13 protein-coding genes and 1 pseudogene are annotated in these 25,823 nt (G+C 76.3%); 6 read left to right on the forward strand and 8 right to left on the reverse strand.

From position 1 onward, the window contains the following. The 5 genes and pseudogenes from ACWDD9_RS27495 to mhpA all read left to right on the forward strand — a co-directional run. A partial coding sequence (locus tag ACWDD9_RS27495; protein WP_449812986.1) for a phosphopantetheine-binding protein occupies positions 1 to 747 on the forward strand: 747 nt, incomplete at its 5' end. Positions 748 to 770: 23 nt separating this feature from the next. After that, the gene (locus ACWDD9_RS27500; protein WP_449812987.1) at positions 771 to 6,101 is read left to right on the forward strand and encodes a type I polyketide synthase; all 5,331 of its coding nucleotides are present in this window, start codon (positions 771 to 773) and stop codon (positions 6,099 to 6,101) included. 195 nt (positions 6,102 to 6,296) lie between these two features. Beyond that, positions 6,297 to 9,473: pseudogene (locus ACWDD9_RS27505) on the forward strand (type I polyketide synthase); the annotation flags it as partial. Next, positions 9,470 to 10,267 (forward strand): arylamine N-acetyltransferase family protein, encoded by a 798-nt coding sequence (locus tag ACWDD9_RS27510; RefSeq protein ID WP_449812988.1) that lies wholly within the window; start codon positions 9,470 to 9,472, stop codon positions 10,265 to 10,267. The pseudogene ACWDD9_RS27505 and the gene ACWDD9_RS27510, both read left to right, overlap by 4 nt. Next, positions 10,264 to 11,889 carry a bifunctional 3-(3-hydroxy-phenyl)propionate/3-hydroxycinnamic acid hydroxylase MhpA gene (mhpA, locus tag ACWDD9_RS27515; RefSeq protein ID WP_449812989.1) on the forward strand — a complete coding sequence of 542 codons (1,626 nt, stop codon included), beginning with the start codon at positions 10,264 to 10,266 and terminating at the stop codon, positions 11,887 to 11,889. Before ACWDD9_RS27510 ends, mhpA begins: the two co-directional genes overlap by 4 nt. A 122-nt stretch (positions 11,890 to 12,011) precedes the next feature. Here mhpA and ACWDD9_RS27520 read toward each other — a convergent pair whose 3' ends face one another. The 3 genes from ACWDD9_RS27520 to ACWDD9_RS27530 all read right to left on the reverse strand — a co-directional run bounded on the left by ACWDD9_RS27520 (position 12,012) and on the right by ACWDD9_RS27530 (position 17,195). Next, a complete protein-coding gene (locus ACWDD9_RS27520; protein ID WP_380777098.1) occupies positions 12,012 to 13,253 on the reverse strand; it encodes a 3-deoxy-7-phosphoheptulonate synthase in 1,242 nt (413 codons plus the stop codon). After that, the gene (locus tag ACWDD9_RS27525; RefSeq protein ID WP_449812990.1) at positions 13,250 to 16,108 is read right to left on the reverse strand and encodes an AAA family ATPase; all 2,859 of its coding nucleotides are present in this window, start codon (positions 16,106 to 16,108) and stop codon (positions 13,250 to 13,252) included. Before ACWDD9_RS27525 ends, ACWDD9_RS27520 begins: the two co-directional genes overlap by 4 nt. 580 nt (positions 16,109 to 16,688) lie before the next feature. Further along, positions 16,689 to 17,195 carry a hypothetical protein gene (locus tag ACWDD9_RS27530; RefSeq protein WP_387976108.1) on the reverse strand — a complete coding sequence of 169 codons (507 nt, stop codon included), beginning with the start codon at positions 17,193 to 17,195 and terminating at the stop codon, positions 16,689 to 16,691. Between the two features lie 12 nt (positions 17,196 to 17,207). On the opposite strand from ACWDD9_RS27530, the gene ACWDD9_RS27535 reads away from it, so the two are divergent. After that, complete coding sequence (locus tag ACWDD9_RS27535) at positions 17,208 to 19,916, forward strand: BTAD domain-containing putative transcriptional regulator (protein ID WP_449812991.1); 2,709 nt, start codon at positions 17,208 to 17,210, stop codon at positions 19,914 to 19,916. On the opposite strand, the gene ACWDD9_RS27540 is transcribed toward ACWDD9_RS27535, so the two are convergent. From ACWDD9_RS27540 to ACWDD9_RS27560, 5 genes are read right to left on the reverse strand one after another with little or no spacing between them, the layout of a single operon-like run. Continuing rightward, on the reverse strand, positions 19,906 to 20,943 hold the full coding sequence (locus ACWDD9_RS27540; RefSeq protein ID WP_074003437.1) for an LLM class flavin-dependent oxidoreductase: 1,038 nt from the start codon (positions 20,941 to 20,943) through the stop codon (positions 19,906 to 19,908). The genes ACWDD9_RS27535 and ACWDD9_RS27540 overlap by 11 nt on opposite strands. 25 nt (positions 20,944 to 20,968) lie before the next feature. Further along, the gene (locus tag ACWDD9_RS27545) at positions 20,969 to 22,159 is read right to left on the reverse strand and encodes an acyl-CoA dehydrogenase family protein (RefSeq protein WP_074003436.1); all 1,191 of its coding nucleotides are present in this window, start codon (positions 22,157 to 22,159) and stop codon (positions 20,969 to 20,971) included. Then, positions 22,156 to 24,009: a dipeptide ABC transporter ATP-binding protein gene (locus ACWDD9_RS27550; RefSeq protein WP_449812992.1), complete on the reverse strand. Its 1,854-nt coding sequence runs from the start codon at positions 24,007 to 24,009 to the stop codon at positions 22,156 to 22,158. Before ACWDD9_RS27550 ends, ACWDD9_RS27545 begins: the two co-directional genes overlap by 4 nt. Next, on the reverse strand, positions 24,006 to 24,863 hold the full coding sequence (locus ACWDD9_RS27555) for an ABC transporter permease (RefSeq protein WP_117486372.1): 858 nt from the start codon (positions 24,861 to 24,863) through the stop codon (positions 24,006 to 24,008). The genes ACWDD9_RS27550 and ACWDD9_RS27555 overlap by 4 nt, the downstream gene beginning before the upstream one ends. Continuing rightward, on the reverse strand, positions 24,860 to 25,822 hold the full coding sequence (locus ACWDD9_RS27560) for an ABC transporter permease (RefSeq protein WP_387976121.1): 963 nt from the start codon (positions 25,820 to 25,822) through the stop codon (positions 24,860 to 24,862). The genes ACWDD9_RS27555 and ACWDD9_RS27560 overlap by 4 nt, the downstream gene beginning before the upstream one ends. Between the last annotated feature and the right edge of the window lies 1 nt (position 25,823).

Here is a 25,823-nt window from a genome sequence, read left to right on the forward strand (position 1 = left end):
GGCCTGGCGGCCATGGCGACGGAGGAGGCGCTGGCGCTGTTCGACGCCGCGCTGCGGTCCCCGGAGGCGCTGCTGGTCCCGACCCGGCTGGACCGTGACGCGCTGCGCGGGCAGGCGGCGGGCGGCGAACTGAACCCGCTGCTGCGCGGCCTGGTCCGCACCCCCCGCCGCACCGCCGCCACCGCCGGGGCACCGGCCGGCGACGGCCGTGAGGTCCTGTTCCGCAGGCTCTCCGCGGTGGGCGAGGCCGAACAGCTCCGGCTGCTCCTGGACCTGGTCCGGGCCAGCGCGGCCAAGGTGCTCGGCCAGAGCATCGACGAGACGGTGAAGCCCGCTCAGGCGTTCAAGGACGTCGGCTTCGACTCGCTGACCTCGCTGCGGATCCGTACCAGTCTTACCGAGGCCACCGGTGTCCGGCTCCCGGCGACCCTGGTCTTCGACCACCCGACCCCGGCCGCCGTCGCCGAGCACCTGCGGGACCGGCTGGGCCTGGCGGGCTCGGTGGCCGTGCCGCCCGTCCTGCTCGAACTCGACCGGCTGGAGCAGGCGTTGGCGGCCACGGCGGGGACGGCCGGCGCGTCCGGGGCGCCCGACGGGCTGCGCGCCCAGGTGGCCGCCCGGCTGGAGGCCCTCACCGCCCGCTGGGCGGAGTCGGGCGAGGAGCCCGAGGCCGAGGGCGTCGACCTGGGCGCGGCCTCGGACGACGAGCTCTTCGACCTGATCGACAACGAACTCGGCCTTTCCTGATGACGGATACGAGGAAGAACCCCATGTCGAACGACGACAAGCTGCGCGACTACCTCAAGCGCGTCACGGCCGACCTCCAGCAGACCAGGCGCCGCCTGCGCGACGTCGAGGCCCGGCGCACCGAGCCGATCGCCATCGTCGGGATGGCCTGCCGGCTGCCCGGCGGCGTCGCCTCCCCGGCCGACCTGTGGCGCCTGGTCCACGACGGCACCGACGCCATGGCCCCGTTCCCCCGCGACCGGGGGTGGGACGTGGACGGCCTGTACGACCCCGACCCGGACGCCGCCGGGAAGACCTACGCCGAGGAGGGCGGCTTCCTAGCCGACCCGGGCGGCTTCGACGCCGCGCTCTTCGGGATCTCCCCGCGCGAGGCGCTGGCGACGGACCCGCAGCAGCGGCTGCTGCTGGAGGCCTCCTGGGAGGCCCTGGAGCGGGCCGGCATCGACCCGGCCTCGCTCAAGGGGCAGCCGGTCGGCGTCTACGCGGGCCTGATGTACCACGACTACGCGCACCACGTGCTCAACCTCCCGGAAGGCCTGGAGGGGTACTTCGGGATCGGCAACTCGGGCTCGGTCGCCTCCGGCCGGGTCTCCTACACCCTGGGTCTGGAAGGCCCGTCGGTGACGGTGGACACCGCCTGCTCCTCCTCGCTGGTCGCCGTCCACCTGGCCGCGCAGGCGCTGCGCGACGGCGAGTGCACGCTGGCCCTGGCCGGCGGGGTCGCGGTGATGGCCACGCCGGAGGTGTTCGTCGACTTCGCCACCCAGCGCGGCCTGGCGCGTGACAGCCGCTGCAAGGCGTACGCGGAGGGCGCCGACGGGACCGGGCTCGCCGAGGGTGTCGCCGTCCTCCTGCTGGAGCGGCTGTCGGACGCCCGGCGGCTGGGGCACGAGGTGCTGGCGGTGGTCCGGGGTTCGGCCGTCAACCAGGACGGCGCGTCCAACGGCCTCACTGCCCCGAACGGTCCCTCGCAGGAGCGGGTGATCCGGGCGGCCCTCGCCAACGCCCGGCTGACGGCGGCGGACGTCGACGCCGTCGAGGGCCACGGGACGGGGACCTCGCTGGGCGACCCGATCGAGGCGCAGGCGGTGCTGGCCACGTACGGGCAGGGCCGTCCGGCCGAACAGCCGCTCTGGCTGGGGTCGTTGAAGTCCAACATCGGCCACACCCAGGCGGCGGCCGGTGCGGCCGGTGTCATCAAGATGGTGGAGGCGCTGCGGCACGGCGTGCTGCCGAAGAGTCTGCACATCGACACACCCACCTCGAAGGTCGACTGGGACTCGGGCGCGGTCGCGCTCCTCACCGAACGCCGCGACTGGCCGGAGGTCGACCGGCCGCGCCGGGCCGCCGTCTCCTCCTTCGGCGTCAGCGGCACCAACGCCCACGTGATCCTGGAGCAGGCCCCGGCCGGGGACGCTCCGCAGCCGGAGGCCGAACCGACCGGTGCCGCACTGCCGTTGGTGCTGTCGGCCGCCTCCGAGGACGCCCTGCGGGCCCAGGCCGGCGCCTGGGGCCGGCTCCTGGCCGAGCAGCCGGACACCGGCCTGGCCCGTACCGCCCGTACCCTCGTCACCGCGCGGGCCGCGCTGGAGCAGCGCGCCGTGGTGGTGGCCGCCGACCGTGCGGACACGGTGGCGGCGCTGGACGCGGTGGCACGGGGGGAGGAGGCGGCGGGTGTCGTCTCGGGCCGGGCGGAGGTGAGTGGTCGGTCGGTGTTCGTCTTCCCCGGTCAGGGTTCCCAGTGGGCGGGGATGGGGCGTCGGCTGCTCGCGGAGTCGGCGGTGTTCGCGGAGGCGCTCGGTGAGGTCGACAAGGCTCTGAGGGCTTATGTCGACTGGTCGTTGCTGGATGTGGTGAACCAGGTGCCGGGTGCCGCCTCGCTGGAGCGGGTGGACGTGGTGCAGCCGGTGTCGTTCGCGGTGAACGTCGCGCTGGCGCGCCTCTGGGCGTCGCTGGGTGTGGTGCCGGACGCGGTGGTCGGTCACTCCCAGGGGGAGATCGCGGCGGCGCATGTCGCGGGCATCCTCTCGCTGGACGACGCGGCGGCCGTGGTCGCGCTGCGGTCGCAGGCCATCGCCCGTGGTCTGGCCGGACGCGGCGGGATGGTGTCGGTCGGGCTGCCGCTCGCCGAGGTGACCGGCGCGCTGCCGGACGGCGTCGAGGTCGCGGCCGTGAACGGTCCGTCCTCGGTGGTGGTGGCCGGTGACCCGGCGGGTCTGGACACGCTCGTCGTCTCGTACGAGGAGCAGGGCGTGCGGGTGCGCCGGATTCCGGTGGACTACGCCTCCCACACCTCGCACGTGGAGTCCATCGAGGCCGAACTCGCCGAGCTGCTGGGTTCGGTGAAGCCGCAGCCGGCCGTCGTCCCGTTCCTCTCCACCGTCGAGGGCCGCTGGCTGGAGGGCCCGGAGCTGGACGCGGGGTACTGGTACCGCAACCTGCGGCAGACCGTCCGCTTCGCCGAGGCCGTCGAGACCTTGGCCGGTGACGGTTTCCGGGCGTTCGTCGAGGTCAGCGCCCACCCCGTGCTCGCCCACGCCGTCGTCGAGGCCCTGGAGGAGGCCGTCCAGGCGCCGACCGTCGTCACCGGGACCCTTCGGCGCGAGGACGGCGGCTGGGACCGTGTCCTGCTCGCCGCCGCCGAACTCCACGTCCGGGGCCTGCCCGTGGACTGGTCCACGGCCTTCCCGGACGCCGCCCTCCTCCCCGCCTCCGAGCTGCCCACCTACCCCTTCCAGCACCAGCGCTACTGGCTGGAGACCCGCCCCGCCACCGACGTGGGCGCCGCCGGGCTGGCGCCCGTCGGGCACCCGCTGCTGGGCGCGGCGGTGCAACTGCCCGAGGGCGGGGCGCTCCTCACCGGACGGCTCGACCCGAAGGACCACCCGTGGCTCGCGGACCACGCCGTCGCCGGCACCGTCCTCGCCCCGGGGGCAGCGCTGCTGGAGCTGGCCTCGCGGGCCGGAGACGAGGCGGGCACGCCCACCGTCGAGGAGCTGGTGATCGAGGCCCCGCTGCTCGTCCCCGGACGCGGCGCCCTGCAGCTGCACCTGCGGGTGGACGCGCCGGAGGACGACGCCGCCGACAGCCGGCGGCCGTTCGCCCTGTACTCGCGGCCCGAGGACGGCGAGGGCGGTGCCTGGACCAGGCACGCCACCGGGTTCCTGGCCGGCGAGCGGGCGCCGGACACCGCCGCCCCCGGCGCGTGGCCGCCGGCCGGCGCGGAGCCGGTCGCCCTGGACGGCTTCTACGAGCGGCTGGCGGACCGCGGCTTCGGCTACGGACCGGCGTTCCAGGGGCTGCGGGCCGTCTGGCGGCTCGACGGTGAGGTGCACGCCGAGGTGTCCCTGCCCGCCGGCCGGGCCGCCGAGGACTTCGGCATCCACCCGGTGCTGCTGGACGCCGCCCTGCAGGCCACCAACTTCCTGGGCATCGCCGAGCCGGAGCCGGGCCACGTCCTGCTGCCGTTCGCCTGGAACGACGTGGCCCTGTTCGCCACGCGTCCCACTGCTCTGCGGGTGCACGCCCGGCAGACCGGCCCGCACGCGTTCTCGCTCGTCCTCACCGACCCGACCGGCGGACCGGTGGCCTCGGTCGGCTCCCTGTCGCTGCGGCAGGTGCCGGTCGACCGGCTCGCCGGCCTCGGCGGGGCCGGTACCGACCACCTCTACCAGGTGGGCTGGACGCCTCTCGTCCTGCCCGCCGGCGCCGCCGGTGTCGCCGCCCCGGCGGTGCTGGACCTGACCGCCGGGACGGCCGAGGGGCCCGAGGGCGCCCGGGCGCTGGTCGGCCGGGTCTCGGAGTTCCTGCACCAGGGGCTCACCGATCCCGCCCGGAGCGGGGAGCCGCTGGCGGTCGTGACCGGGCCGCCGGACGCGGACCCGGCGGTCAACGCGGTGTGGGGGCTGGTCCGTTCGGTCCAGCAGGAGCAGCCCGGCCGGATCGTGCTCCTCGGCGGCGAGGGAACGGGCTTCCCCGCCGCGGCGGTGGACCCGTCGGTGGTGGGCGGCCTGCTGGCGTCCGGCGAGACCCAGGCGCTCTGGCGCGACGGCGGTGTGGTGGTGCCGCGTCTGGCGCGTGCCTCCGCTCCGGCCTCCGCCGACGGGCACGGCGTCCTGGATCCGGCGGGGACGGTGCTGGTGACGGGTGGCACGGGGACGTTGGGCGGGTTGGTGGCCCGGCACCTGGTGGAGTCGCACGGGGCGCGGCGGCTGCTGTTGGTGAGTCGCCGCGGCGTGGCGGCGCCGGGTGCGGCGGAGTTGGTGGCCGGGCTCGAGGCGCTGGGTGCCGAGGTGGAGGTGGTGGCCGCGGACGTGTCGGACCGTTCGGTGGTCGATGACCTGGTCCGTCGGGTCCCGGAGGGGCGTCCGCTGACGGCGGTGGTGCACACGGCCGGTGCGCTGGCCGACGGCGTGTTCGAGGGGCAGCCCGCAGGGCGGCTGAAGGAGGTGTTCGCGCCGAAGGCGGACGCGGCCTGGCACCTGCACGAGGCGACCGAGGGCCTGGGTCTGGCGGCCTTCGTCCTCTTCTCCTCCGGCGCCAGTGTCTTCGGGAACGCCGGGCAGAGCCTGTACGGGTCGGCGAACGGCTTCCTGGACGGCCTGGCCGGGTGGCGCCGTGAGCGGGGCCTGCCGGCGGTCTCGCTGGCCTGGGGCCTGTGGGCTCAGGCCAGCGGCCTGACCGGGCACCTGGACGAGGCCGATCGCGCCCGGCTGGCCCGGGGCGGCCTGGCGGCCATGGCGACGGAGGAGGCGCTGGCGCTGTTCGACGCCGCGCTGCGGTCCCCGGAGGCGCTGCTGGTCCCGACCCGGCTGGACCGCGACGCGCTGCGCGGGCAGGCGGCGGGCGGCGAGCTGAACCCGCTGCTGCGCGGCCTGGTCCGCACCCCCCGCCGCACCGCCGCCACCGGAGCGCCCGCCGACGACGCGGCGGACTTCGCCGCCCGGCTGGCCGCGCTGCCGGAGCGCGAGCAGCACCGCGAGGTCCTCGACCTGGTGCGCTCCGCCGCCGCCGCCGTCCTCGGGCACCCGTCCAAGAACGCCGTCGCCGCCGCCCAGGCCTTCAAGGAGGCCGGGTTCGACTCGCTCGGCGCGGTGCAGCTGCGCAACCGGCTGGCCCGGGCGACGGGCGTCCGGCTCCCGGCGACCCTGGTCTTCGACCACCCGACCCCGCTCGCGCTCGCCCGCCACCTGCGGTCCGAGCTGCTGCCGGAGCCGGCGGCCGGTCCGGCGGCCGTGCCCCCCGAGCCGCGCGCGGCCGGCCCGGACGCAGGACCGGTGCCCGTGGACGGGCCCGCCATCGCGGACCTGGACATCGACGGCCTCGTCGCCCGCGCCCTGCGCGGCCGCGGCTGAACCGTCCACCCGACCGCGCCCAACCCGACCGCGCCCACCCGACCGCGCGGACCCACCGCGCAGACCCACCGAGCCGACGCACCGCGCTCACCGACCCGCGCCCGTTCGTCCGCGCTCGGCGCCCGGCGCACCATCCGAAAGGCTGACATGACCACCACCACCAACGACGGCGCGGCCGCCCTCGACCAGACGGCGAGGCTGGTCGAGGCACTGCGGGCCGCGCTCCAGGACAACGAACAACTCGCCTCCGAGAAGGCCGCGTTGGAGGCGGCGGCCGGTGAGCCGATCGCCATCGTCGGGATGGCCTGCCGGCTGCCGGGCGACATCGCCTCCCCGGCCGACCTGTGGCAGCTGGTCGCCGACGGACGCGACGGCGTGGCCGAGTTCCCCGAGGACCGCGGCTGGGACCTCGACGGACTCTTCGACCCCGACCCGGACCGGGCCGGCCGCTCCTACGTCCGCGAGGGCGGATTCCTGCACGGCGCCGCCGACTTCGACGCCGCCTTCTTCGGGATCTCGCCGCGCGAGGCGCTCGCCATGGACCCGCAGCAGCGGCTGCTGCTGGAGACCTCCTGGGAGGCCCTGGAGCGGGCCGGCCTGGACCCGGCGGGCCTGCGCGGCACGGCCGTCGGCGTGTTCTCCGGCGTCATGTACCACGACTACGCCACCGGTCTGCGAAGCGTGCCCGCCGGGCTCGAAGGCTTCCTCGCCACCGGCACCTCCGGCTCCGTGGCCTCGGGCCGGGTCGCCTACACGCTCGGCCTGGAGGGGCCGGCGATCACCGTCGACACCGCCTGCTCCTCCTCACTGGTCGCCGTCCACCTGGCCGCCCAGTCGCTGCGCAGCGGCGAGTCCACGCTGGCGCTGGCCGGCGGTGTCGCGGTGATGTCCCAGCCCTCGCCGTTCGTGGAGTTCTCCCGGCAGCGCGGCCTGGCGACCGACGGGCGCTGCAAGGCCTTCGCGGACGCCGCCGACGGCACCGGCTGGGCGGAGGGCGTGGCGGTCCTTGTCCTGGAGCGGCTGTCGGACGCCCGTCGTCTGGGGCACGAGGTGCTGGCCGTGGTCCGGGGTTCGGCCGTCAACCAGGACGGTGCGTCCAACGGTCTCACCGCGCCCAACGGGCCCGCCCAGCAGCGGGTGATCCGGGCCGCGCTCGCCAACGCCCGGCTGACGGCCGCCGACGTCGACGCCGTCGAGGGCCACGGCACCGGCACCCCGTTGGGCGACCCGATCGAGGCGCAGGCGGTGCTGGCCACCTACGGGCAGGGCCGTCCGGCCGAACAGCCGCTCTGGCTGGGGTCGTTGAAGTCCAACATCGGTCACACCCAGGCAGCCGCCGGCGTCGCGGGCGTGATCAAGATGGTCGAGGCGCTGCGCCACGGCGTGCTGCCGCGGACCCTCCACGTGGACGCGCCGACCACCCAGGTCGACTGGTCGGTCGGGGAGGTGCGGCTGCTGACGGAGGCCCGGCCGTGGCCGGCGGCCGACCGCCCGCGCCGGGCCGCCGTGTCGGCCTTCGGGGTGAGCGGCACCAACGCCCACGTCATCCTGGAGGAGGCGCCCGCCGCGGAGGCGCGGACACCCGCCCCCGAGCCTGCCGCCGTCCCCTGGCTGCTGTCCGCCGCTTCCGCCGGCGCCCTGCGTGCTCAGGCGGAGCGGCTGCTCGACTACACCGAGGCACGCGGCCCGGCACCCGCCGACGCGGCCCGGACACTGGCCGAGGCCCGGACCCTGCTGGCGCACCGCGCCGTCGTGGTGGCCGACGCGCTCGACGGTCACCGCACCGGCCTGGCCGCGCTCGCGGGCGACGCCGCCTCGCCCGCCCTGGTCACCGGCACGGCGGACGTCGCCGGGCAGACCGTCTTCGTCTTCCCGGGTCAGGGTTCCCAGTGGGCGGGGATGGGGCGTCGGCTGCTCGCCGAGTCCGCGGTCTTCGCGGAGGCGCTCGGTGAGGTCGACAAGGCCTTGACGTCCTATGTCGACTGGTCGTTGCTGGATGTGGTGAACCAGGTGCCGGGTGCCGCTTCGCTGGACCGGGTGGATGTGGTGCAGCCGGTGTCGTTCGCGGTGAACGTCGGCCTGGCGCGCCTCTGGGCGTCGCTGGGCGTGGTGCCGGACGCGGTGGTCGGCCACTCCCAGGGCGAGATCGCGGCGGCGCACGTCGCCGGCATCCTCTCCCTGGACGACGCGGCGGCCGTGGTCGCGCTGCGGTCGCAGGCCATCGCGCGGGGTCTGGCGGGCCGGGGCGGCATGGTCTCGGTCGGCCTTCCCCGGGAGCGGGTGGTGAGCGCGCTGCCGGACGGTGTCGAGATCGCGGCCGTGAACGGCCCCTCCTCGGTGGTCGTCGCCGGTGACCCGGCCGCGCTCGACACCCTGGTGACCGGGTACGAGGAGCAGGGCGTGCGGGTCCGCCGGATCCCGGTGGACTACGCCTCGCACACCTCGCACGTGGAGTCCATCGAGGCTGAACTCGCGGAGCTGCTGGGCTCGGTGAAGCCCCAGCCCGCCGCGATCCCCTTCCTCTCCACCGTCGAGAGCCGCTGGCTGGAGGGTCCGGAGCTGGACGCCGGGTACTGGTACCGCAACCTGCGGCAGACGGTCCGCTTCGCCGAGGCCGTCGAGGCCCTCGCCGCCGCCGAGTACCGGGCGTTCGTCGAGGTCAGCGCCCACCCCGTACTCGCCCACGGCATCGTCGAGGCCCTGGAGGCGGCCTCCGTGCGCGACGCGGCCGTCACCGGGACCCTGCGGCGCGACGAGGGCGGCTGGGACCGCGTCCTGCTCTCGGCCGCCGCGCTGCACGTCCGCGGCGTCGAGGTCGACTGGTCGGCCTCCTACGCGGGCGCCGGCACCCTCCCCGCCTCCGAGCTTCCGACCTACCCCTTCCAACACCGGCACTACTGGCTGGAGTCGGTGTCCGTGACGACCACCCCCGCAGGAGATTCCCCGATGGCCACCGAGACCGAGCCCGACACCACCACCGAGGAGGCGCCCGGCGCCGTCCTCGCCCGCCGGCTGGCGGACGCCGACCCGGGGGAGCGCCTGGCCGTGCTGGTCGACGTGGTCCGCACGGAGGTCGCGGCCGTCCTCGGGCACGAGGGCACCGACGAGATCGGGGCGGACGCCGTCTTCTTCGACATCGGCTTCGTCTCGCTGACCGCCGTCGAGCTGCGCAACCGCCTCCAGAACGTCACCGGGCTCGAACTGCCCGCCCTGCTCGCCTTCGACCAGCCCACCCCGGAGCGGATCGCCGGCCACCTCCTCTCCCTGCTCGACGAGACCGTGCCCGCCGAGACCGAAGCCTCCGAGACCGTGCCCGCCGAGACCGAAGCCTCCGAGACCGTGCCCGCCGAGCAGCGGACCGAAGGGAAGTGACCGCCGTGTTCGACACCGCCGCCTACCTCAAGGCCCTCGACTACGACGGCCCGCTCGACCCCACCGCCGACACCCTGCGCGAGCTGCACCGGCGCCACCTGATCGCCATCCCGTACGACTCCTCGCTCAACACCGCCCGCGGCGAGGCCCTGTGGGCGGGCGTCGACATCGACGTCGACGCCGTGTTCGACGCCGTCGTGCTCGGCGGCCGGGGCGGCGTCTGCTACGAACTGAACGGGCTCTTCCTCGCGCTGCTGCGCGAACTCGGCTACGAGACCGGGCTGTTCTCGGCCGGGATCCGGCAGGTGGACGACAGCTTCGGGCCGGACCTGGAGCACGTCCTCGGCTTCGTCCGGCTGGACGGCGACCTCTGGCTGGTCGACGTCGGCTTCGTCGGCCCGTCCTACCTGGAGCCGCTGCGGGTGGTGCCCGACGAGGTGCAGCCGCAGTTCGGCACCGACTTCCGCGTCGTGCGCGCGGACACCGGCCACCACGTGGTGCAGCGCCGGGGCCGGGTCGGCGACTGGCGCGCCGTCTACCGGTTCCACGCGCGGCCGCGCGCCTTCGCGGACTGGCTGGTCCCCTCACCGGAGCTGGACCGGTTCGCCCGGGCCCTGGCCGGCTCCGGCATCGTGGTGCGCGGCCGGGCCTTCGAGGGCGGCCAGCGGATCCTGATCGGCACCCGCCTGGTCGTCGTCGAGGACGGCACCGAGCGGCTGCGCGGCCTCGCCGACCCGGAGGAGCACGCCCGGGTGCTCGCCGAGATCCTGCGGAAGGACGCGGCCACCGCATGAGCACCCCCGTCCACACCGAGACCGCCGCCGCTGTGGGAGACGGCGACGGCTTCGACACCGACGTCGCGATCGTCGGCTACGGGCCGGTCGGCCAGACCGCCGCCCTGCTGCTGGCCGCCCGCGGCCACCGGGTCACCGTCCTGGAGCGCTTCCCCCGGCCGTACCCGATGCCGAGGGCGGTCTCCTTCGACGGCGAGTCCGCCCGCATCCTCGCCGCCACCGGCGTGGGCGCGGCCCTGGACGAGCACGTCGAGTCCTCCCGGGACTACGTCTGGCACAACGCCGACGGGCAGACCCTCTTCCGGGTGGACGTCGAGGACGCCGGCCGCTCCGGCTGGCCCGACTCCAGCGCCGTCTACCAGCCGGGTCTGGAGGCCGCGCTGGCCGCCCACGGCGAGCGGTTTCCCACGCTGCGCGTCCTGCGCGGCCACCGGGTGACGGCGCTCGCCGACCGCGGCGACGCGGTCACGCTCACGGTCGAAGGACCGCGGACCGGCCCCTCGGGCGGCCCGCTCACCGCCCGCTGGGTGATCGGCTGCGACGGCGCCAACAGCGTGGTGCGCGAGGAGGCCGGGCTGACCGCCACCGACTTCGCGTTCTTCAACGACTGGCTGACCTGCGACGTCGTCCCGCACGACGGCCGGGAGTTCGTCCCCAACAACCTCCAGGTCTGCGACCCGGCCCGGCCGCGCACCGCCGTCTCCGCCGGGCCGGGCCACCGGCGCTGGGAGTTCATGCGGCTCGACCACGAGTCGCCCGAGGAGTTCGGCGGCGAGGCCAACGTCTGGAAGCTGCTCTCGCTGTTCGACATCGACCCCGGCAACGCCACCCTGCTGCGGCACGCCGTCTACACCTTCCAGGCGCGCTACGCGGACCAGTGGCGGCGCGGCCGGGTGCTGATCGCCGGGGACGCCGCCCACCTGATGCCGCCGTTCGCCGGGCAGGGCATGTGCTCGGGCCTCCGGGACGCCGCCAACCTCGCCTGGAAGCTGGACCTGGTGCTCACCGGCCGGGCCGGCGAAGGGCTGCTCGACAGCTACACCGCCGAGCGGCGCGAGCACGTGCGGCACGCGCTCACCATGTCGATGGACCTGGGCCGGGTCATCTGCCAGACCGACCCGGCCGCGGCCCGCGACCGCGACACCGTCATGCTGGCCGCCCAGGAGCGGGCCCGGCGCGGCGCGGAGGTCGGCGCGGCCCGGCCGCGCACCCCGGTCCAGCCGCTCACGGCGGGCCTGCGGCACGGAGGCGGGCCGGCCGGCGACCTGGTCGTCCAGGGGCGGGTGACGGCGGCCGGCCGGCCCGCCGGGCTCTTCGACGACGTGGTGGGGCGCGGCTTCGTGCTGCTCACCACCGAGCCGCCGGAGAGCCTGCTCACCGCCGGGGACCGCGCCTGGCTGGCCGACCTCGGCGGCCACGCGGTGAGGGTGCTCGCGGCCGCCGACGAGGAGCCCCCGGCGGGCGCGGTGGGCGACACCGACGGGGTGTACCTGCCGTACCTGGCCGAGGCCGGGGCGGTCGCGGTGCTGGTCCGGCCGGACTTCTACGTCTACGGCGCGGCTGCGGACCGGACGGAGCTGGCCGCGCTCCTCGAAGCGCTCCGCACCGACCTCGCCGCCTGACGGCCTGTCCGCCGGAACCTGCCTGAACCCGCAGGGAGTTGACCGCCCCCTCCCGCGCACGTGCTGACGGCCCGCTCCCCCTCCGCGTGGAGGAGTGGGCCGTCGGTCCGGGTGGGCGGTCCTCAGACCGCCACGGGCGCCCGCCGGGCGGAGTGCTCCAGCAGGATCTCCGCCACCACGCGCGCCAGGTCGAGGGTCTGGCGCCCGTTCAGCCGCGGGTCGCAGCCGGTCAGGTAGCGCTCGGGGAGCTGCTCCTCGCGCAGGTCCTCGCGACCGCCGAGGCACTCGGTCACGTCGTCGCCGGTCAGTTCCAGGTGCAGGCCGCCGGGGTGGCTGCCTATCGCGCGGTGCACGGCGAAGTACCCGCTCACCTCGGCGGCGATCCGGTCGAAGCGGCGGGTCTTCAGCCCGCCGGCCGCCGTCTCGGTGTTGCCGTGCATCGGGTCGCAGAGCCAGACCACCGGGTGTCCCGCGTCCGCCACCGCCTCCACCAGCGGCGGCAGCACGTCGGACACCCGGTCCGCGCCCATCCTGCTGATCAGCGTCAGCCGGCCGGGGACGCGGTCCGGGTCCAGCGCCTCGGCGTAGGCGACGGCCTGCTCCGGGGTGGTGGACGGGCCCAGCTTGAGGCCCAGCGGGTTGGCGATCCGGCGGGCCAGGGCGACGTGCGCGCCGTCGAGCTCGCGGGTCCGCTCGCCGATCCACAGGAAGTGGCCGGACAGCGCGTACCCGTCGCGCACCAGCGGCACCTCGTAGTCGAGCAGCAGGGCCTCGTGACCGGCGAACAGCTCGGTGCGGGTCGCGTCGGCCACCGAGTCCAGCACGTCGAGCGCGGCGCCGGCGCCGTCGTACGCGGTGAGCATCCGCCGCGGGTCCGGTGTGCGGGCCTCGGCCGTCGCCGCGAGGCCGTTGACGATGTCGCCCCGGTAGGAGGGCAGCCCGTCCGGGCCCGTCGGGCTGGAGCGCGGCTTGGCGTACTGCCCGGCGACGCGTCCGACCGGCACCACCGGCAGGCCGGAGGCGACCTCGAACAGGGTCGCGCAGTGCAGCAGGGCGTGCAGGTTGGCGCGCACGTGCTCGGGGGTGTTGCCGGCGAAGGTCTCGGCGCAGTCCCCGCCCTGGACGACCAGGGCCCGGCCGAGCGCGGCCTCGGCCAGGCGCTCCCGGAGCCGGTCCACGGCGGCGGGCTCCACCAGGGGCGGCAGGGCGCCGAGCGCGGCGCGCACCTCGCGCACCCGTTCCTGATCGGGCCACCGCGGTTGCTGGCCGGCGGTCAGGCCCGCCAGGGCCCGGGCGAGGTCGGGCCCGGTGCCGTCGTGCACCGTCAGGCTGGTGGCGGTCGGCGTGGTCATCGGCGTCGTCATCCCGTCTTCCTCAGGTTGGCCCACAGATCGGCGGGCAGGTCCTTGCGTCGGCGTACCCCGAGCTTGCGGTAGACCCGGGTGAGGTGCTGTTCCACGGTGCTCGCCGTGACGTAGAGGCGTCCGGCGATCTCGCGGTTGGTGTAGCCGAGTACGGCGAGCGAGGCGACCCGCCGCTCGGACTCGGTGAGCGCGTCGACCCCGCCCGGCTCCCGCGCGTCGGCGGCCGGGCCGCTCTCGCCGAGGTCCGCCGAGACCGACAGCAGCTCCTGGACGAGCGGCTGCAGGGCGCACATGTTCGCCACGTGCAGGGCCTGGCGCAGCAGCAGCCGGGCCCGGCGCCTGTTGCCGGAGCCCTGGTGCACCCGGCTCAGGTCGGTGAGCACCCGCACCTGCTCGTAGCGGTCGCCGGAGGCCTCGGTGAGGTCGACGGCCTCGGTGAGCAGGGGGCCGCGCCGCCCGGCCGGCCCGGCCGCGGCGAGCAGCCGCAGCGCCGGGCCGCGGTTGTGCGGCAGGTCGGCGTCGGCCCGGCTGAGCTGTTCGTGGATCAGCCGCCAGGCGCGGTCCCGGTTGTCCAGCCGCAGCCAGGCGTCGGCGGCCTGGGTGCGCCAGGGCACCACCCCGGCGCCGTCCAGGCCCCAGGTGCGCAGCAGTTCGCCGCAGGACAGGAAGTCGGCGAGTGCCGCGTGGCCGTGCCGGGTGGCCTGGTAGTGCTCGCCGCGGGCGAACAGGTAGTGCAGCCCGTACAGGCTCTGGAACATCGCCTCACCGACGGCGTGGGTGAGGTGCTTGGCGGCCGAGCGGTGCTCGCCGGTGCGGCTCTCGGCGATGACCAGCGTGCCCAGCGGCAGGCCCACCGCGATGCCCCAGGAGGTGGGGCTGAGGTGGGTCAGCGCGGCCCGGCTGTGCTCGGCCGCCGTGGTCGGCTCGCCGAGCCGCAGGGCCGCCTCGGCGTGCGCCGCCGAGTACAGGGCCGTCGCGGTCGGGGCCTCGCGGCGCGCGGCGGTGCCGAGCAGCCGTTGGCTCCAGACCGCCGCGGTGTCGGCGCGCCCGGCCTGGAGCAGCACCCGCAGCGCCAGCAGCGCGGCCTCCTCGGCCCACGCGGTGCGGCCGTGCAGGTGGGCGTCGTGCAGCACCTGCTGGGCGTGGTCGACGGTCTCCGTGGCCCGTCCCCGGGTGAGCGCCCCGGCGAGTGCGGCGGCGGCCCGCAGCTGTGGGTCGACGTCCGGGGCGACCGTGTGCCGCAGGTCGGCGGGCAGCACCGGGACGCGGCGGCCCCGGGCCAGGCCCGGGTGGGTGTAGGCGAGCCAGGTCTCGACGTCGCGCAGCGCGCCCGTCTCGGCGGGGGAGGCCGGTCCGGCCGGTCCGGTCCGGGCGCGCAGCAGGTCCAGGACGGCCAGCGCCTCCTCGCCGCGGCCGTGCCACAGCAGGTACCGGACGAGGACGAGCGCCTCGGCGAGCCCGAGGTGCCCGGCCCGGACCGCGGCGGTGAGCGGCACCAGGTGCCGGGCCGCCGCCGAGGGGTTGAGCTGCCACTCGGCCTGCGCCAGCCGGTGCCGGAGCACCGCCCGGTCGTTCTCCTCGGCGGCCTCCTTGTGGGCCAGGCTCAGGCAGGCGACGGCGGTGCGGTGACGGTGGTCGAGCAGGGCGTGCTCGGCCGCCTCGGTCAGCGCGGCGACCGCCCACGGCGCGGGCGCCCGCCCGGCCTCGACCAGGTGCCGGGCCACCTCGGCGGCGGGGCTGCCCGTCTCGTGGGCCAACTGGGCGGCCCGCAGCCGCAGTTCGGTGCGCTCGTGCGGGGCGAGGTCCTCCAGGACGGCGGCGCGGGCGGCCGCGGTGCGCAGCCGTCCCTCGCCGTCCAGCAGTCCGGCGGCGGTGAGCGTGGCGCGGGTCCGGGCGACCGCGTCGGCGCTCTCCCGCTCGCCCAGCAGCCGGGCCACGTCCTCGGCCGGGGCCTCCTCGCCGAGCACGGCCTGGGCCTGGACGACCCGCAGCACGCCGGGGCCGGCCCGGTGGAGGCAGCTCAGCAGGGCCGGGCCGTAGCGCGGTTCGGGCTCGTCGGCGCGGTCGAGGTGCTCCTCGACGAGGGCGTGCAGCAGCAGCGGGTTGCCGCCGGCCACGTCCACCAGGCCGGGGCCGCGGTGACGGGCGTCCTCCTCGCCCAGGCCCTCGGTGACCAGGCGCAGCGCGCCGGCCCGGGACAGCGGGGCCAGTGCGAGGCGGTGCGCGTGCGGGTGGCGCAGCAGTTCGGCGTGCAGCCGGCGCCGCGCGGGCCACGGGGTGCTGCCGTCGGTGAGGACCAGCAGCACCCGGCTCTGCGGCAGGTGGCGGACGAGGTGGCGCAGGAAGTGCAGGGACGCCTCGTCGGCGTGGCCGATGTCCTCGACGCAGAGCAGCACCGGGGTGTCGGCGGCGGCCGCGAGCAGGGCGGTGGTCAGGTCGCGGCAGGCGCGCAGCAGCGCCGGCGACGGCGGGCCGGCCGGGTCGCCGGCCGCGCCGCTGCCGTTGAGGGCGGTGCCGTTGAGGGCGGCGCCGCCGGCACTCCCGGCCGGGTCGGCGAGGACGGCCGGGTCCGCCAGCGCGGCCAGCCGCTCGGCGTGCTCGGCGGGCCAGCCGGGGGAGTGGGCGATCCGGTCGGCGATCCCGAAGGGCAGGTCCCGCTCCTGAGCGGAACAGCCCGCGCCCACGACCAGGACTCCGCGTTCGGCGGCCCGGGCGGTGAACACCCGCAGCAGCTCGCTCTTGCCGCTGCCGAGGGGTCCGTCGACCAGTGCCACCCGGCCCGCGCGGCCGAGACATTCGGCGAGCAGGTGGTCGAGTCTGTCGATGTGCGCGTCACGTTCCAGCAGGGAAGGCACCGGGTACCCCCGACCTCGTCTCTTGTAGGCGTCCGGCCGCCGGTCCCCGGCGGCTCTCCCGGGGCGGTGGCGACGGCCGCCCGCTCCCGGTCGAACCCATCATGGGGACACCCCGCCCATCGCCCGGGAACTGATCGCTCATGGGCGGGCCACTGCCGCCGGGGCGGCCGGGTGGGCAGGGCTGGTCCAGGGTCCTGACGATCTTTCATCGTCCCTGCTCAGGGGCGTGGAGGAGGACGAGTGGGCGGGTGAGGGGCCGACCGGAGGCGTGGCGGAGGCCGGCCGCGATGCCGGTGCGGCCGTGGTCGCGGAGGGTGTTGATCGCGGACGGCGTTGATCGCGGGGTCGCGCGGGGTCGCCGTGTTCCCGGGCCCGTGGCCGGTGCTGATCTCGGGGGCGTCCTGGCGGAAGGCGGTGTCGCGGACGGAGCGGAGCCGGGGTCTCGACCATGCGGATCACGCGGTCCACGGGGATCACGCGGACCACGGGGATCCACCGGCAACGCCGGCCGGTCCAGCAGGCCGGCGCCGTTACGACGCCCCCGTGGCCCGCACGCCTGCCCGATCACCGCGACGTCGAATCAGCCCGGCCGGTCGGCGGCGGCGAATTTGCCTCGGGGAATACCGGCAGGGGGGTCGCCATCGATAGCGTAGATCGAAGTCGACGTGCGGTCAACGGAAGGCCCCGGATCGATCTGATGTACCATCGGGCACATTCTCCGGAATGGCTTTCTCCGGAATCGCAGGGAATCAAGGGGGTAGGGGTGCGATTCAACGTTCTGGGGCCGCTTGAAGTGCTCTCCGACGGCACCGACGTGCCCATTCGCGGCCTGCAGCAGAGGGCCCTGCTCGGTGTTCTGCTGCTCCGCGCGAATAGCGTGGTGGGTATCAACGAGATAGTCGCCGCACTCTGGGGCGATGACCGTCCGTCCACGGCGCGGAAAATGGTGCAGAACTCGGTGGCCGGGCTGCGCCGCGCATTCCAGGCGGTCGGGGAGCCGGCGGACGGGAAACCCGCGCTGAATACCACTGTGCCCGGATACGTGCTCAGAATCGAGCCTGAACAGCTCGATCTCACGGAATTTCATGAGCTTGTCACATTGGGCCGGGCCCGACTGGCGGCCGGCGACTGGACGCGGGCCTCGGAACTGCTGCGCCGCGCCCTCGGCCTGTGGCGCGGTCCGGTGCTCGCCGACGTGAGCGACGCCGGGCTCACCTGGCCCGAGCTGGCCGCCCTCCAGGGCACCCGGCTCGCCGTCCACGAGGACTGCATCCAGGCCGAGTTGGCGATGGGGCGGGACCGCGAGCTGATCGGCGAACTGGAGTCCATGCTGGAGGCCGAGCCGACCCGGGAACGCCTGGTCGCCCAGCTGATGGTCGTCCTCTACAACTGCGGGCGCCAGTCCGAGGCGCTGGACCGCTACCGGCGCACCCGGGACCTGCTCGCCGACCGCTTCGGCCTGGAGCCCGGCCGCGACCTGCGACGCCTCCAGCGCGCGATCCTCAGCCACGACCCGGCCCTGGCGCTGCGGCTCACCACCGCCCCGGGCGGCGCGGCGGACTTCCCGCCCCCGGCCGGCCCCCGCCCTGCGGCCGCAGCCGCCCCGCAGCCGCCGCGCCCCCGGCCGGCCCCCGCCCCGCCCGCGCGCGCCGACGACCGCGCCGACGACAGCCGCGCCGACGACCGCGGCGCAGGCCGCGCCGGGACCGCCGCCGCCCCGGCCGCCGAACACGCCTTCCGCGCGTCCTGGGAACGGGTCGAGCGGCGCGCGGCCAGCGTCGTCATGGTCCGCGCCCAGTGGACGGCCGACGGCGGCGCCCTCGCCCCCGAGCGCGTCGACCACGCCGTCAAGGAGCTGACCGCCGACATCCGGCGCGAGATGGCGCCCTTCGGCGGACACGTGCGCCGCGCCTTCGGCTCGGTGTGGCTGGTCGTCTTCGGCGTCCCCCGGGCCCACGAGGACGACGCCGAGCGGGCCCTGCGCGCCGCCCTCGCCCTGCACCGCCACTTCGAGGCGCCCGGACCGGCCGCCCCCGGGGCCACCGCGGCCGGACCGGTGCCCGGCAGCGGGGCCGCCGCCACCCGGCCGGTCACCCACCTCGTGGTCGGCACCGGCGAGGTGGTGGTCACCTACGACGACAGCGCGCCCGAGCCCGTGGAAGTCACCGGAGAGGTCCTGGACGCCTGCCACCACCTGCTGCTGCAGGTCCCCCGCGGGGAACTGTGGGCCGCCGACGCCACCGTCGAGACCGGCGGCGCCGGCCTCGGCTTCGCCCCGGTCCCCGGCGTCCCCGGCGTCCACCGCCCCGCGCCCGCCCGCCCCGAGGGCCGCGGGCCGTCCGGGCACCCCGCCGAACCGCCGTTCCTGGAGCGCACCCACGAGCTGAACCTGCTGCGCGGCGCCTACCAGGACAGCGTCCGCCGCCAACTGCCCTACCTGGTCACGGTGCTGGGCGAGCCCGGCATCGGCAAGACCCGGCTGATCGGGGAGTTCGCCGCCGCGCTGCGCGACGGCGCCGGACCGCCCGCGCCCCGGGTGCTCCACGCGGGCACCCCCGCCTTCGACGCCCACACCCCTTATGAGCCGCTGGCCGGCCTGGTCCGCGCCTACACGGGCATCCGCGCCGGCGCGCCGGCGGCCGTCGTCCTGCCCGCACTGACCAACGTCGTGCGCGGGCTCCTCCCGCACGCCGACACCGGACCGATCGTCACCGCGCTCGCCGCCTGCCTCGGCCTGCCCGCCCCGGCCGCCTCCGCCGAGGGGCCGGACGGCGGCGCCGTCCCACGGGAGGAAGTCCTCGGCGCGCTGCGGCAGTTCCTGGAGGAGGCGGCCGCCGAGCGCCCGCTGGTGGTCGTCCTGGACGACCTCCACCGCGCCGCCGACTTCGTCCGCTCCTTCGTCGAGGACCTCACCGTCCGGCTCGGCCCGGTCGCCCTGCTGCTGATCGTCGGCGCCCGTTCCGAACTGCTCCACACCAGGCCCTCCTGGGGGTGCGCCAAGCGCCGCTCGGTCCTGCTGCACGTGGCACCGCTGTCCACCGCGGCCACCGCCACCGTGATCGGTGCCGCCTCCGGCCGCCGCCACCCGACGCCCGCCGACGACCGCCGCGCGGCCCTCGCCGACGGCAACCCGTTGTTCGCCCAGGCCTACGCGCGGGCGGCGGACGCCGGCGCCGACCACCCGCCGGCCGTCCTCGCCGTCGCCGCCGCCCAGCTCGACGGCCTCGACCGCACCACCCGCTCGGTGCTGCGCGACGCCGCCGTCGTCGGCGGCACGCTGTGGCGCGGCGCGGTCGAGGCCGTCAGCCAGCGCGACCCCGAGGAGGTCGGCCGCAGCCTGGAGCTCCTGGAGTCGCGCGAACTGCTGCGCCGGGTGCGCCGCAGCGGCGTCCCCGGAGACGTCGAGTACGCCTTCCGGTACGCCGTCAGCCGTGATGTCGCGCTCGCCCAGCTGCCCGGCCGCGTCCTGGTCGAACGCCACCTGCGGGCGGCCGACTGGGCCGCCCTGCTGGACGTGCCCCGCCCCGGGCTGCTGGCCTTCCACCACGACCGCGCCATCGTGCTCGCCGAGGCGGACGGCACCCCGGTGGAGGCGATGGAGCGCCGTGCCTGGGAAGCCCTGGTCGGGGCGTCCGCCCGGGCCGCCGCCGCGGGCGACGACGCGCTCGCGGTCAGCTGTCTCGACCACGCCCTGGACCGCTGCCCGCCCGGGGAGCCCGAGCGGGTCTGGCTGGTCACCCACCACCGCCGCATCCGCGACAGCCTCGGCGCCCGCGCCCATCGCCGCCGCCCGGCCGTTACCGGCTGACCCCGGCGGGGACGGGCAGCGCCGGGGCGAGGTCCCGCACGCGTTCCAGCGAGCGGATCTTCTCCTCGACGTCGGTGACGTTGTTGGTCACCATCAGCTCGTCCGCGCCGGTGCGCTCCAGCAGGTCCGTCAGCGCCCGGCGGACCTCCTCGGCGTCGCCGACCGCCTGGGTGCTGAGCAGCGCGTCGGCGGAGGCCCGCTCGGCCTCCGTCCACGGGTACGCCGCCGCCTCCTCGACGGTGGGCAGCGGCGCGATCGGCGAGGCGCCGTTCAGCCGCAGCACCGGGAACAGCGCCGGCGCCGTCAGCCGGCGCGCGTGCTCCGTGGTCTCCCCGCACACCGTGTAGGCGGTGACGATCGCGTGCGGCCGCTCGGCTCGGGCCGAGGGCCGGAAGCTCTGCCGGTACGCCCGCAGGGCCTCCTCGGTGCCGCGCGAGTTGAAGAAGTGGTGGGCGAACGCGTACGGCAGCCCGCGCCGGCCCGCGTCCACGGCGCTGCGCACACTGGCGCCCAGCAGCCACGGCCGGGGAGGCCGCGGCGGCTCCGGCAGGGCCTCCAGCCGCTGGTAGACGTGCCCGTCCGGGAAGCCGCCGTCGACGAAGGCGAGCAGCTCCTCCAGCGCCGCCGGGAAGTCCTCGTCGGGCGCCCGGCGCAGCGCGTGGGAGAGCAGCGGGTCCGCGCCCGAGCGGCCGATGCCCAGGTCCACCCGGCCGGGGAACAGCGCGGCCAGCGTCCGGAAGGACTCCGCGACGGCGTACGGCGGGTGGTTGGGCAGGATCACCCCGCCCGCGCCGATCCGGATCCGGCTGGTCCGCTCGCCGAGCGCGGCCAGCAGGACGGCCGGCACGGAGCCGGCGATCCCGCGCGAGTTGTGGTGCTCGGCCACCCAGAACCGGGTATAGCCCAGCTCGTCGGCGGCCGCCACCAGCCGGCGGGTGCCGACCAGGGTCTCGGCGGGGCTGCCGGCGGAGTCGATGGACGATATGTCGAGGACGGACAGCGGGACGGTCGGGGAACTGCTGGTCATGCGGGGGTGCTCCTTACTCGGGGTGTCACGCGTACCAGGTGGGGCGGGGGACTTCGCCGTGCAGGAGGTGGCGCCCCACCACGCGGGCGCGCCCCGGGTCGTCCTCGTGCACCCGCCGCGCCCGGGTGTCCCGCCAGTAGCGGTCCAGCCCGGCCGCGGCCTCGGCGCCGCCGGGGCAGGCCGCCCCGAGCACGCCGGCGGTGACCGCGTCGGCGGCCGCGCCGGCCTGCGCGGCCAGCGCCGCGACCCGGACGGCGTGCCGGCCGCGCTCCTCCTCGGTCACCGTGCGGCGCCGGGCGTGCAGGGCGTCCGCCTCGGCGCCGACGGCGTCGGCGAACGCCTCCACCGCCCACAGCGCGGAGGCCAGGGCGCCGTAGTGCCGGGCCGCGTCCGCGGCGGCGGCCTCGGTCAGCGGCGCCTGCGACCACTGCTCGCGGGCGTGCCGGGCGGCGGCGTCCAGCGCGCCCCGGGCCGCGCCGATCAGCGCGTTGGCCTGGGCGAGCTGGAAGGCCGGGGTGAGGAAGGTGTTGTAGACCCGGGGCACGAAGGTCTTGTCGACGTGGCCGAGCGCCCCGGTCCACGGGATGTTCGCGCCGTCGGCGACCACCGTCCCGGCGGCCAGCGACCGCAGCCCGAACTCCTCGGCGCCGGGCTCGAAGGACAGCCCCAGGTGGTCGCTCATCGCGAGCGCGCTGATCGGGGTGTCGCCGTCCTCCAGGAAGCCCTCCAGGATGGTGATGTCCGACACCGGGTGGCCCAGGACGCGCTCCAGCCGCCCGTGGAACAGCATCTCGCGGCCGGTGTCCTGGATCACCAGGGGCGCCGAGCGGGGCTTCGAGGACCCGCTGTAGAACCACCGGGCCCGGGCCGACACCTCGGCGATGTGCTGGATCTTCTCGTCGGTGCCGATGAACTCGGCGATCGACACCCACACGTAGTGGTGGGCCAGCAGCTCGCCGACCGAGGCGTCGGCCGCCGCGACGGTGCGCACCACCCGGAACGCGGTGGACCAGTCCTGGCCGGCCCCGCCGTACTCGACCGGCCCCAGCAGGGTCACCAGGCCGGACTCCTTCAGCAGCCGGATCTCCCGTACCGGCGGGGTGCCCTCGCGGTCGCGCCGGGCGGCGCCGGGCGCCAGCAGCGCCGCGACCTCCTCGGCCCGCCGCAGCCACGCCTCGGCGGCCTCGGGGACGGCGTCCGTCGTCGTGTCAGTCATGTCTCCCACTTCGTGACGTGCTCGCCGTCCTGCCCGGCGACGTGTTCGGTGTCCTGCTCGGTGTTCCGCTCCGGGGCCTGCTGCGGGTCCTGCCGGGGGTCGTCGCGGCCGGTGACGTCGGCGCCGTGCGCCCCGCCCGAGCCGTCCGTACTGCCCGTACCGTCCGCACTGCCCGTACCGTCCGCGCCGGGCAGCCGCAGGACGGCGTCCAGCAGGGCCCGGGTGTACGGGTGGGCGGGGGCCTCGAAGATCCGCTCGGTCTCGCCCTCCTCGACGACCGACCCGCCGCGCATGATCAGCACCCGGTCGGCGACCTGCCGCACCACGGCCAGGTCGTGGGTGATGAACAGCAGGGCGATGCCCCGCTCGCGCCGCAGCCGGTCCAGCAGCTCCAGCACCTGCGCCTGCACCGAGACGTCCAGCGCCGAGACCGGCTCGTCGCAGACCAGCACCCGCGGACGGCCCGCCAACGCCCGGGCGATGGCCACCCGCTGGCGCTGACCGCCGGACAGCTGGTGCGGCCGGCGGGAGAGCAGCTCGGCCGGCAGGCCGACCTGGTCGAGGAGTTCCGCGCACCGCCGGGCCCGCTCGGCGCGCCGCAGTCCCGGCAGCGCCTCGCCGATGATCCGCGCCACGGTGAACCGGGGGTCCGCCGAGGCGTACGGGTCCTGCTGGACGAACTGGATCGCCGAGCGCGAGGCCCGGCGCCGCCGCTCCGGCAGCGCCGACCAGGGCCGCCCGTGCAGCAGCACCTCCCCGGCGTCGGGACGGGACAGACCCATCGCGACCCGCGCCAGCGTGGTCTTGCCCGAGCCGGACTCGCCGACCACGCCCAGCGCCTCGCCCGCCCGCAGGGTGAACCCGACCTCGTCGAGGGCCTTCGGCCCGCCCGGGGCGAAGGACTTGACCAGCCCGCGCCCGGTCAGCACCGGGGCCGCCTCCTCGGCGTGCGGTGCCTCGGTGTCCGGTGCCTCGGCCTCGGCCGGGGCCTGGGCGGGACGGGCCGGCGGGCGGCCCGAGGGCACCGCGTCCAGCAGCATCCGGGTGTACGGGTGCTCCGGGGCGGACAGCACCCGGCCGGTCGGCCCGCTCTCCACCACCTCGCCCCGCCGCAGCACCAGCACCCGGTCCGCCAACTGCGCCACCACCGCCAGGTCGTGACTGACCAGCAGCAGTCCCCGGCCCTCGGCCTTGAGCCGGCCGAGCAGCGCCAGGATCTGCGCCTGGACGATCGCGTCCAGCGCCGTGGTCGGCTCGTCGGCGATCAGCAGCGGCGCGTCGGCGGCCAGCGCGGAGGCGATCAGCGCGCGCTGGCGCAGCCCGCCGGAGAGCTGGTGCGGGTACTGGGTGCGCCGGGCCTCCGGCTCCGGCACGCCCACCGCCGTGAGCAGTTCCACCACCCGGGCGCCGACGTCCGGGCCGGCGGTGCCGCCGAGACAGGCCGCCTCGGCGATCTCGGCGCCGACGGTGCGCAGCGGGTCCAGCGCGGTCAGCGCGTCCTGGAAGACCACGGCGACCCGCCGGCCGCGCACCGCGCGCCACTGCCGTTCGCCGAAGCCGGCGGTGTCCGTCCCTGCCACCTCCAGGGTCCGGGCGGAGACCCGGGCCCTGGCGCCCGCCAGCCCGATGAGGGAACGCGAGGTGACGGACTTGCCCGAGCCGGACTCGCCGACCAGCGCCACGCACTCCCCGGGGCCGATGGCCAGTGACACCCCGTCCACGGCGGGCCGCGACGCGCCGGGGAACGACACCCGCAGCCCCTCCACCCGCACGAGCGGGCCCGGCACCGGCGCACCGGTGTCCCCGGCCGTCGCCTCCGCACCGGTCGCTTCCGTTGTCGTCGTCGTCATCGCACCGCCCTCAGCTGCAGCGAACGGCCGATCAGCGTGGTGCAGACCACCACGACCGAGACGGCCAGGCCGGGTGAGATCGAGATCCACCAGGCCGTCTGGAGGAAGTCCTTGCCGTCGGCGACCATCGAGCCCCAGTCCGCCTCCGGCGGGACGGGGCCCAGGCCGAGCAGGCTGAGCCCGGAGCCCGAGATGATGGCCGAGCCCAGCCCGATGGAGGCCAGCACCACCAGCGGGCCCCCGACGTTCGGCAGCACGTGCCGCAGCACCGACCGCCAGGCCGGCACCCCCAGCACCCGCGCCGCCTCCACGTACTCCGAGCGCAGCACCAGCCGTGCCTGGCCGCGCACCAGCCGGGCGTAGTGGGGCACCCCGGCGATGCCGATGGCGATCGCCACGTTGACCGTGCCGCCGCCCAGAACCGCCACCACCACCAGCGCGAGCAGCAGTTCGGGGAAGCCCAGCAGCACGTCCACCACCCGCATCAGGACGAAGTCGACGCGCCGTCCGCCGCAGCCGGCGACCAGGCCGAGCAGCGCGCCGCCGCCCACCCCGATCAGCGTCGCGCCGACCGCGATCAGCAGCGACAGCCGGGTGCCGTGCACCAGCCGCGACCAGACGTCCCGGCCGAGCTGGTCGGTGCCCAGCCAGTGCTCGGCACCGGGCGGGCGCAGCGCCGCCGCGACGTCCGTCGCCGCGGGGGAGTGGGTGGCGAACACCCCGGGGAAGGCCAGGACGAGCGCCACCACGGCCAGCAGGACCAGCGGCGCCAGGCGGGCGGGCGAGCGCAGCAGCGCGCCCCGGCGGGCGGCGGCCCCGGCCGGCCGGTCGAGGAGGGCGGTCACGGTGCTCATGCCGCTCCTCCCTCGCGCAGCCGGGGGTCGATCAGCGGGTGGAGCACGTCCACCAGGGTGTTGATGACCACGAACGCCGCGCTGGAGATGACCACCAGGGCGCTGACCACCGGCAGGTCGCGGGAGCCGACCGCGTTGGCCAGCACCCGGCCCAGGCCGGGCCGGGTGAAGATGTTCTCCACCAGCACCGCGCCGCCGAACAGGCTGCCCAGCACGAAGCCGGCCAGCGTGGTCAGCGGCAGCAGCGCGTGCCGCAGGGTGTGCCGCAGCAGCACCGCCGTCGCGCCCAGGCCGCGCGAGCGCGCGGTCAGCACGAACGGGCGGCCGTCGGCGCTCTCCAGCTCCTGGCGGATCACCTGGGCGAGCACTCCGGCCAGCGGCAGCGCCAGCGCCAGCGTCGGCAGCACCAGCGCCGCCGGCCCGTCCGCCCCGATCGAGGGCAGCGCGTGCAGCCGGTAGGAGAACACCGTCAGCAGGATGATGCCCAGCCAGAACGACGGCATCGACACCATCAGCAGCTCGGCGACACCGGCGGCGGCGCGCACCGCCCGGCCCCGGCCGGCCGTCAGGGTGGCCGCCAGCACCGCCAGCACCAGCGCGGTGACCAGCGCGGACACCGCCAGCTCGACGGTCGGGCCGAGCTGGCTGCCGAGCAGCCGCTCGATCGGCTCGTTGAGCTGGTACGACCAGCCGAGGCCGCCGCTCGCCAACCGGGCGAGCTGGCGGCCGTACTGGACGAGCAGCGGGTCGTTCAGGCCGTTCTCGGCGATCACCTGGTCACGCAGGGCCGGGGTGCCGGCGGCGCCCGGCCCGATCAGTCCGTCCACGATGTCGCCGGGGGCGAGGTGGAGGGCGAAGAACGTCACCGTGAGCGTCCCCCACACCACCACCAGCCCCGCCGCGAGCCGCCGGGCGACGAACCTGGCCCAGGGCGGCACGTGCCGGACACTGTTCGACACC

This window comes from Kitasatospora sp. NPDC001119 (assembly GCF_053598475.1).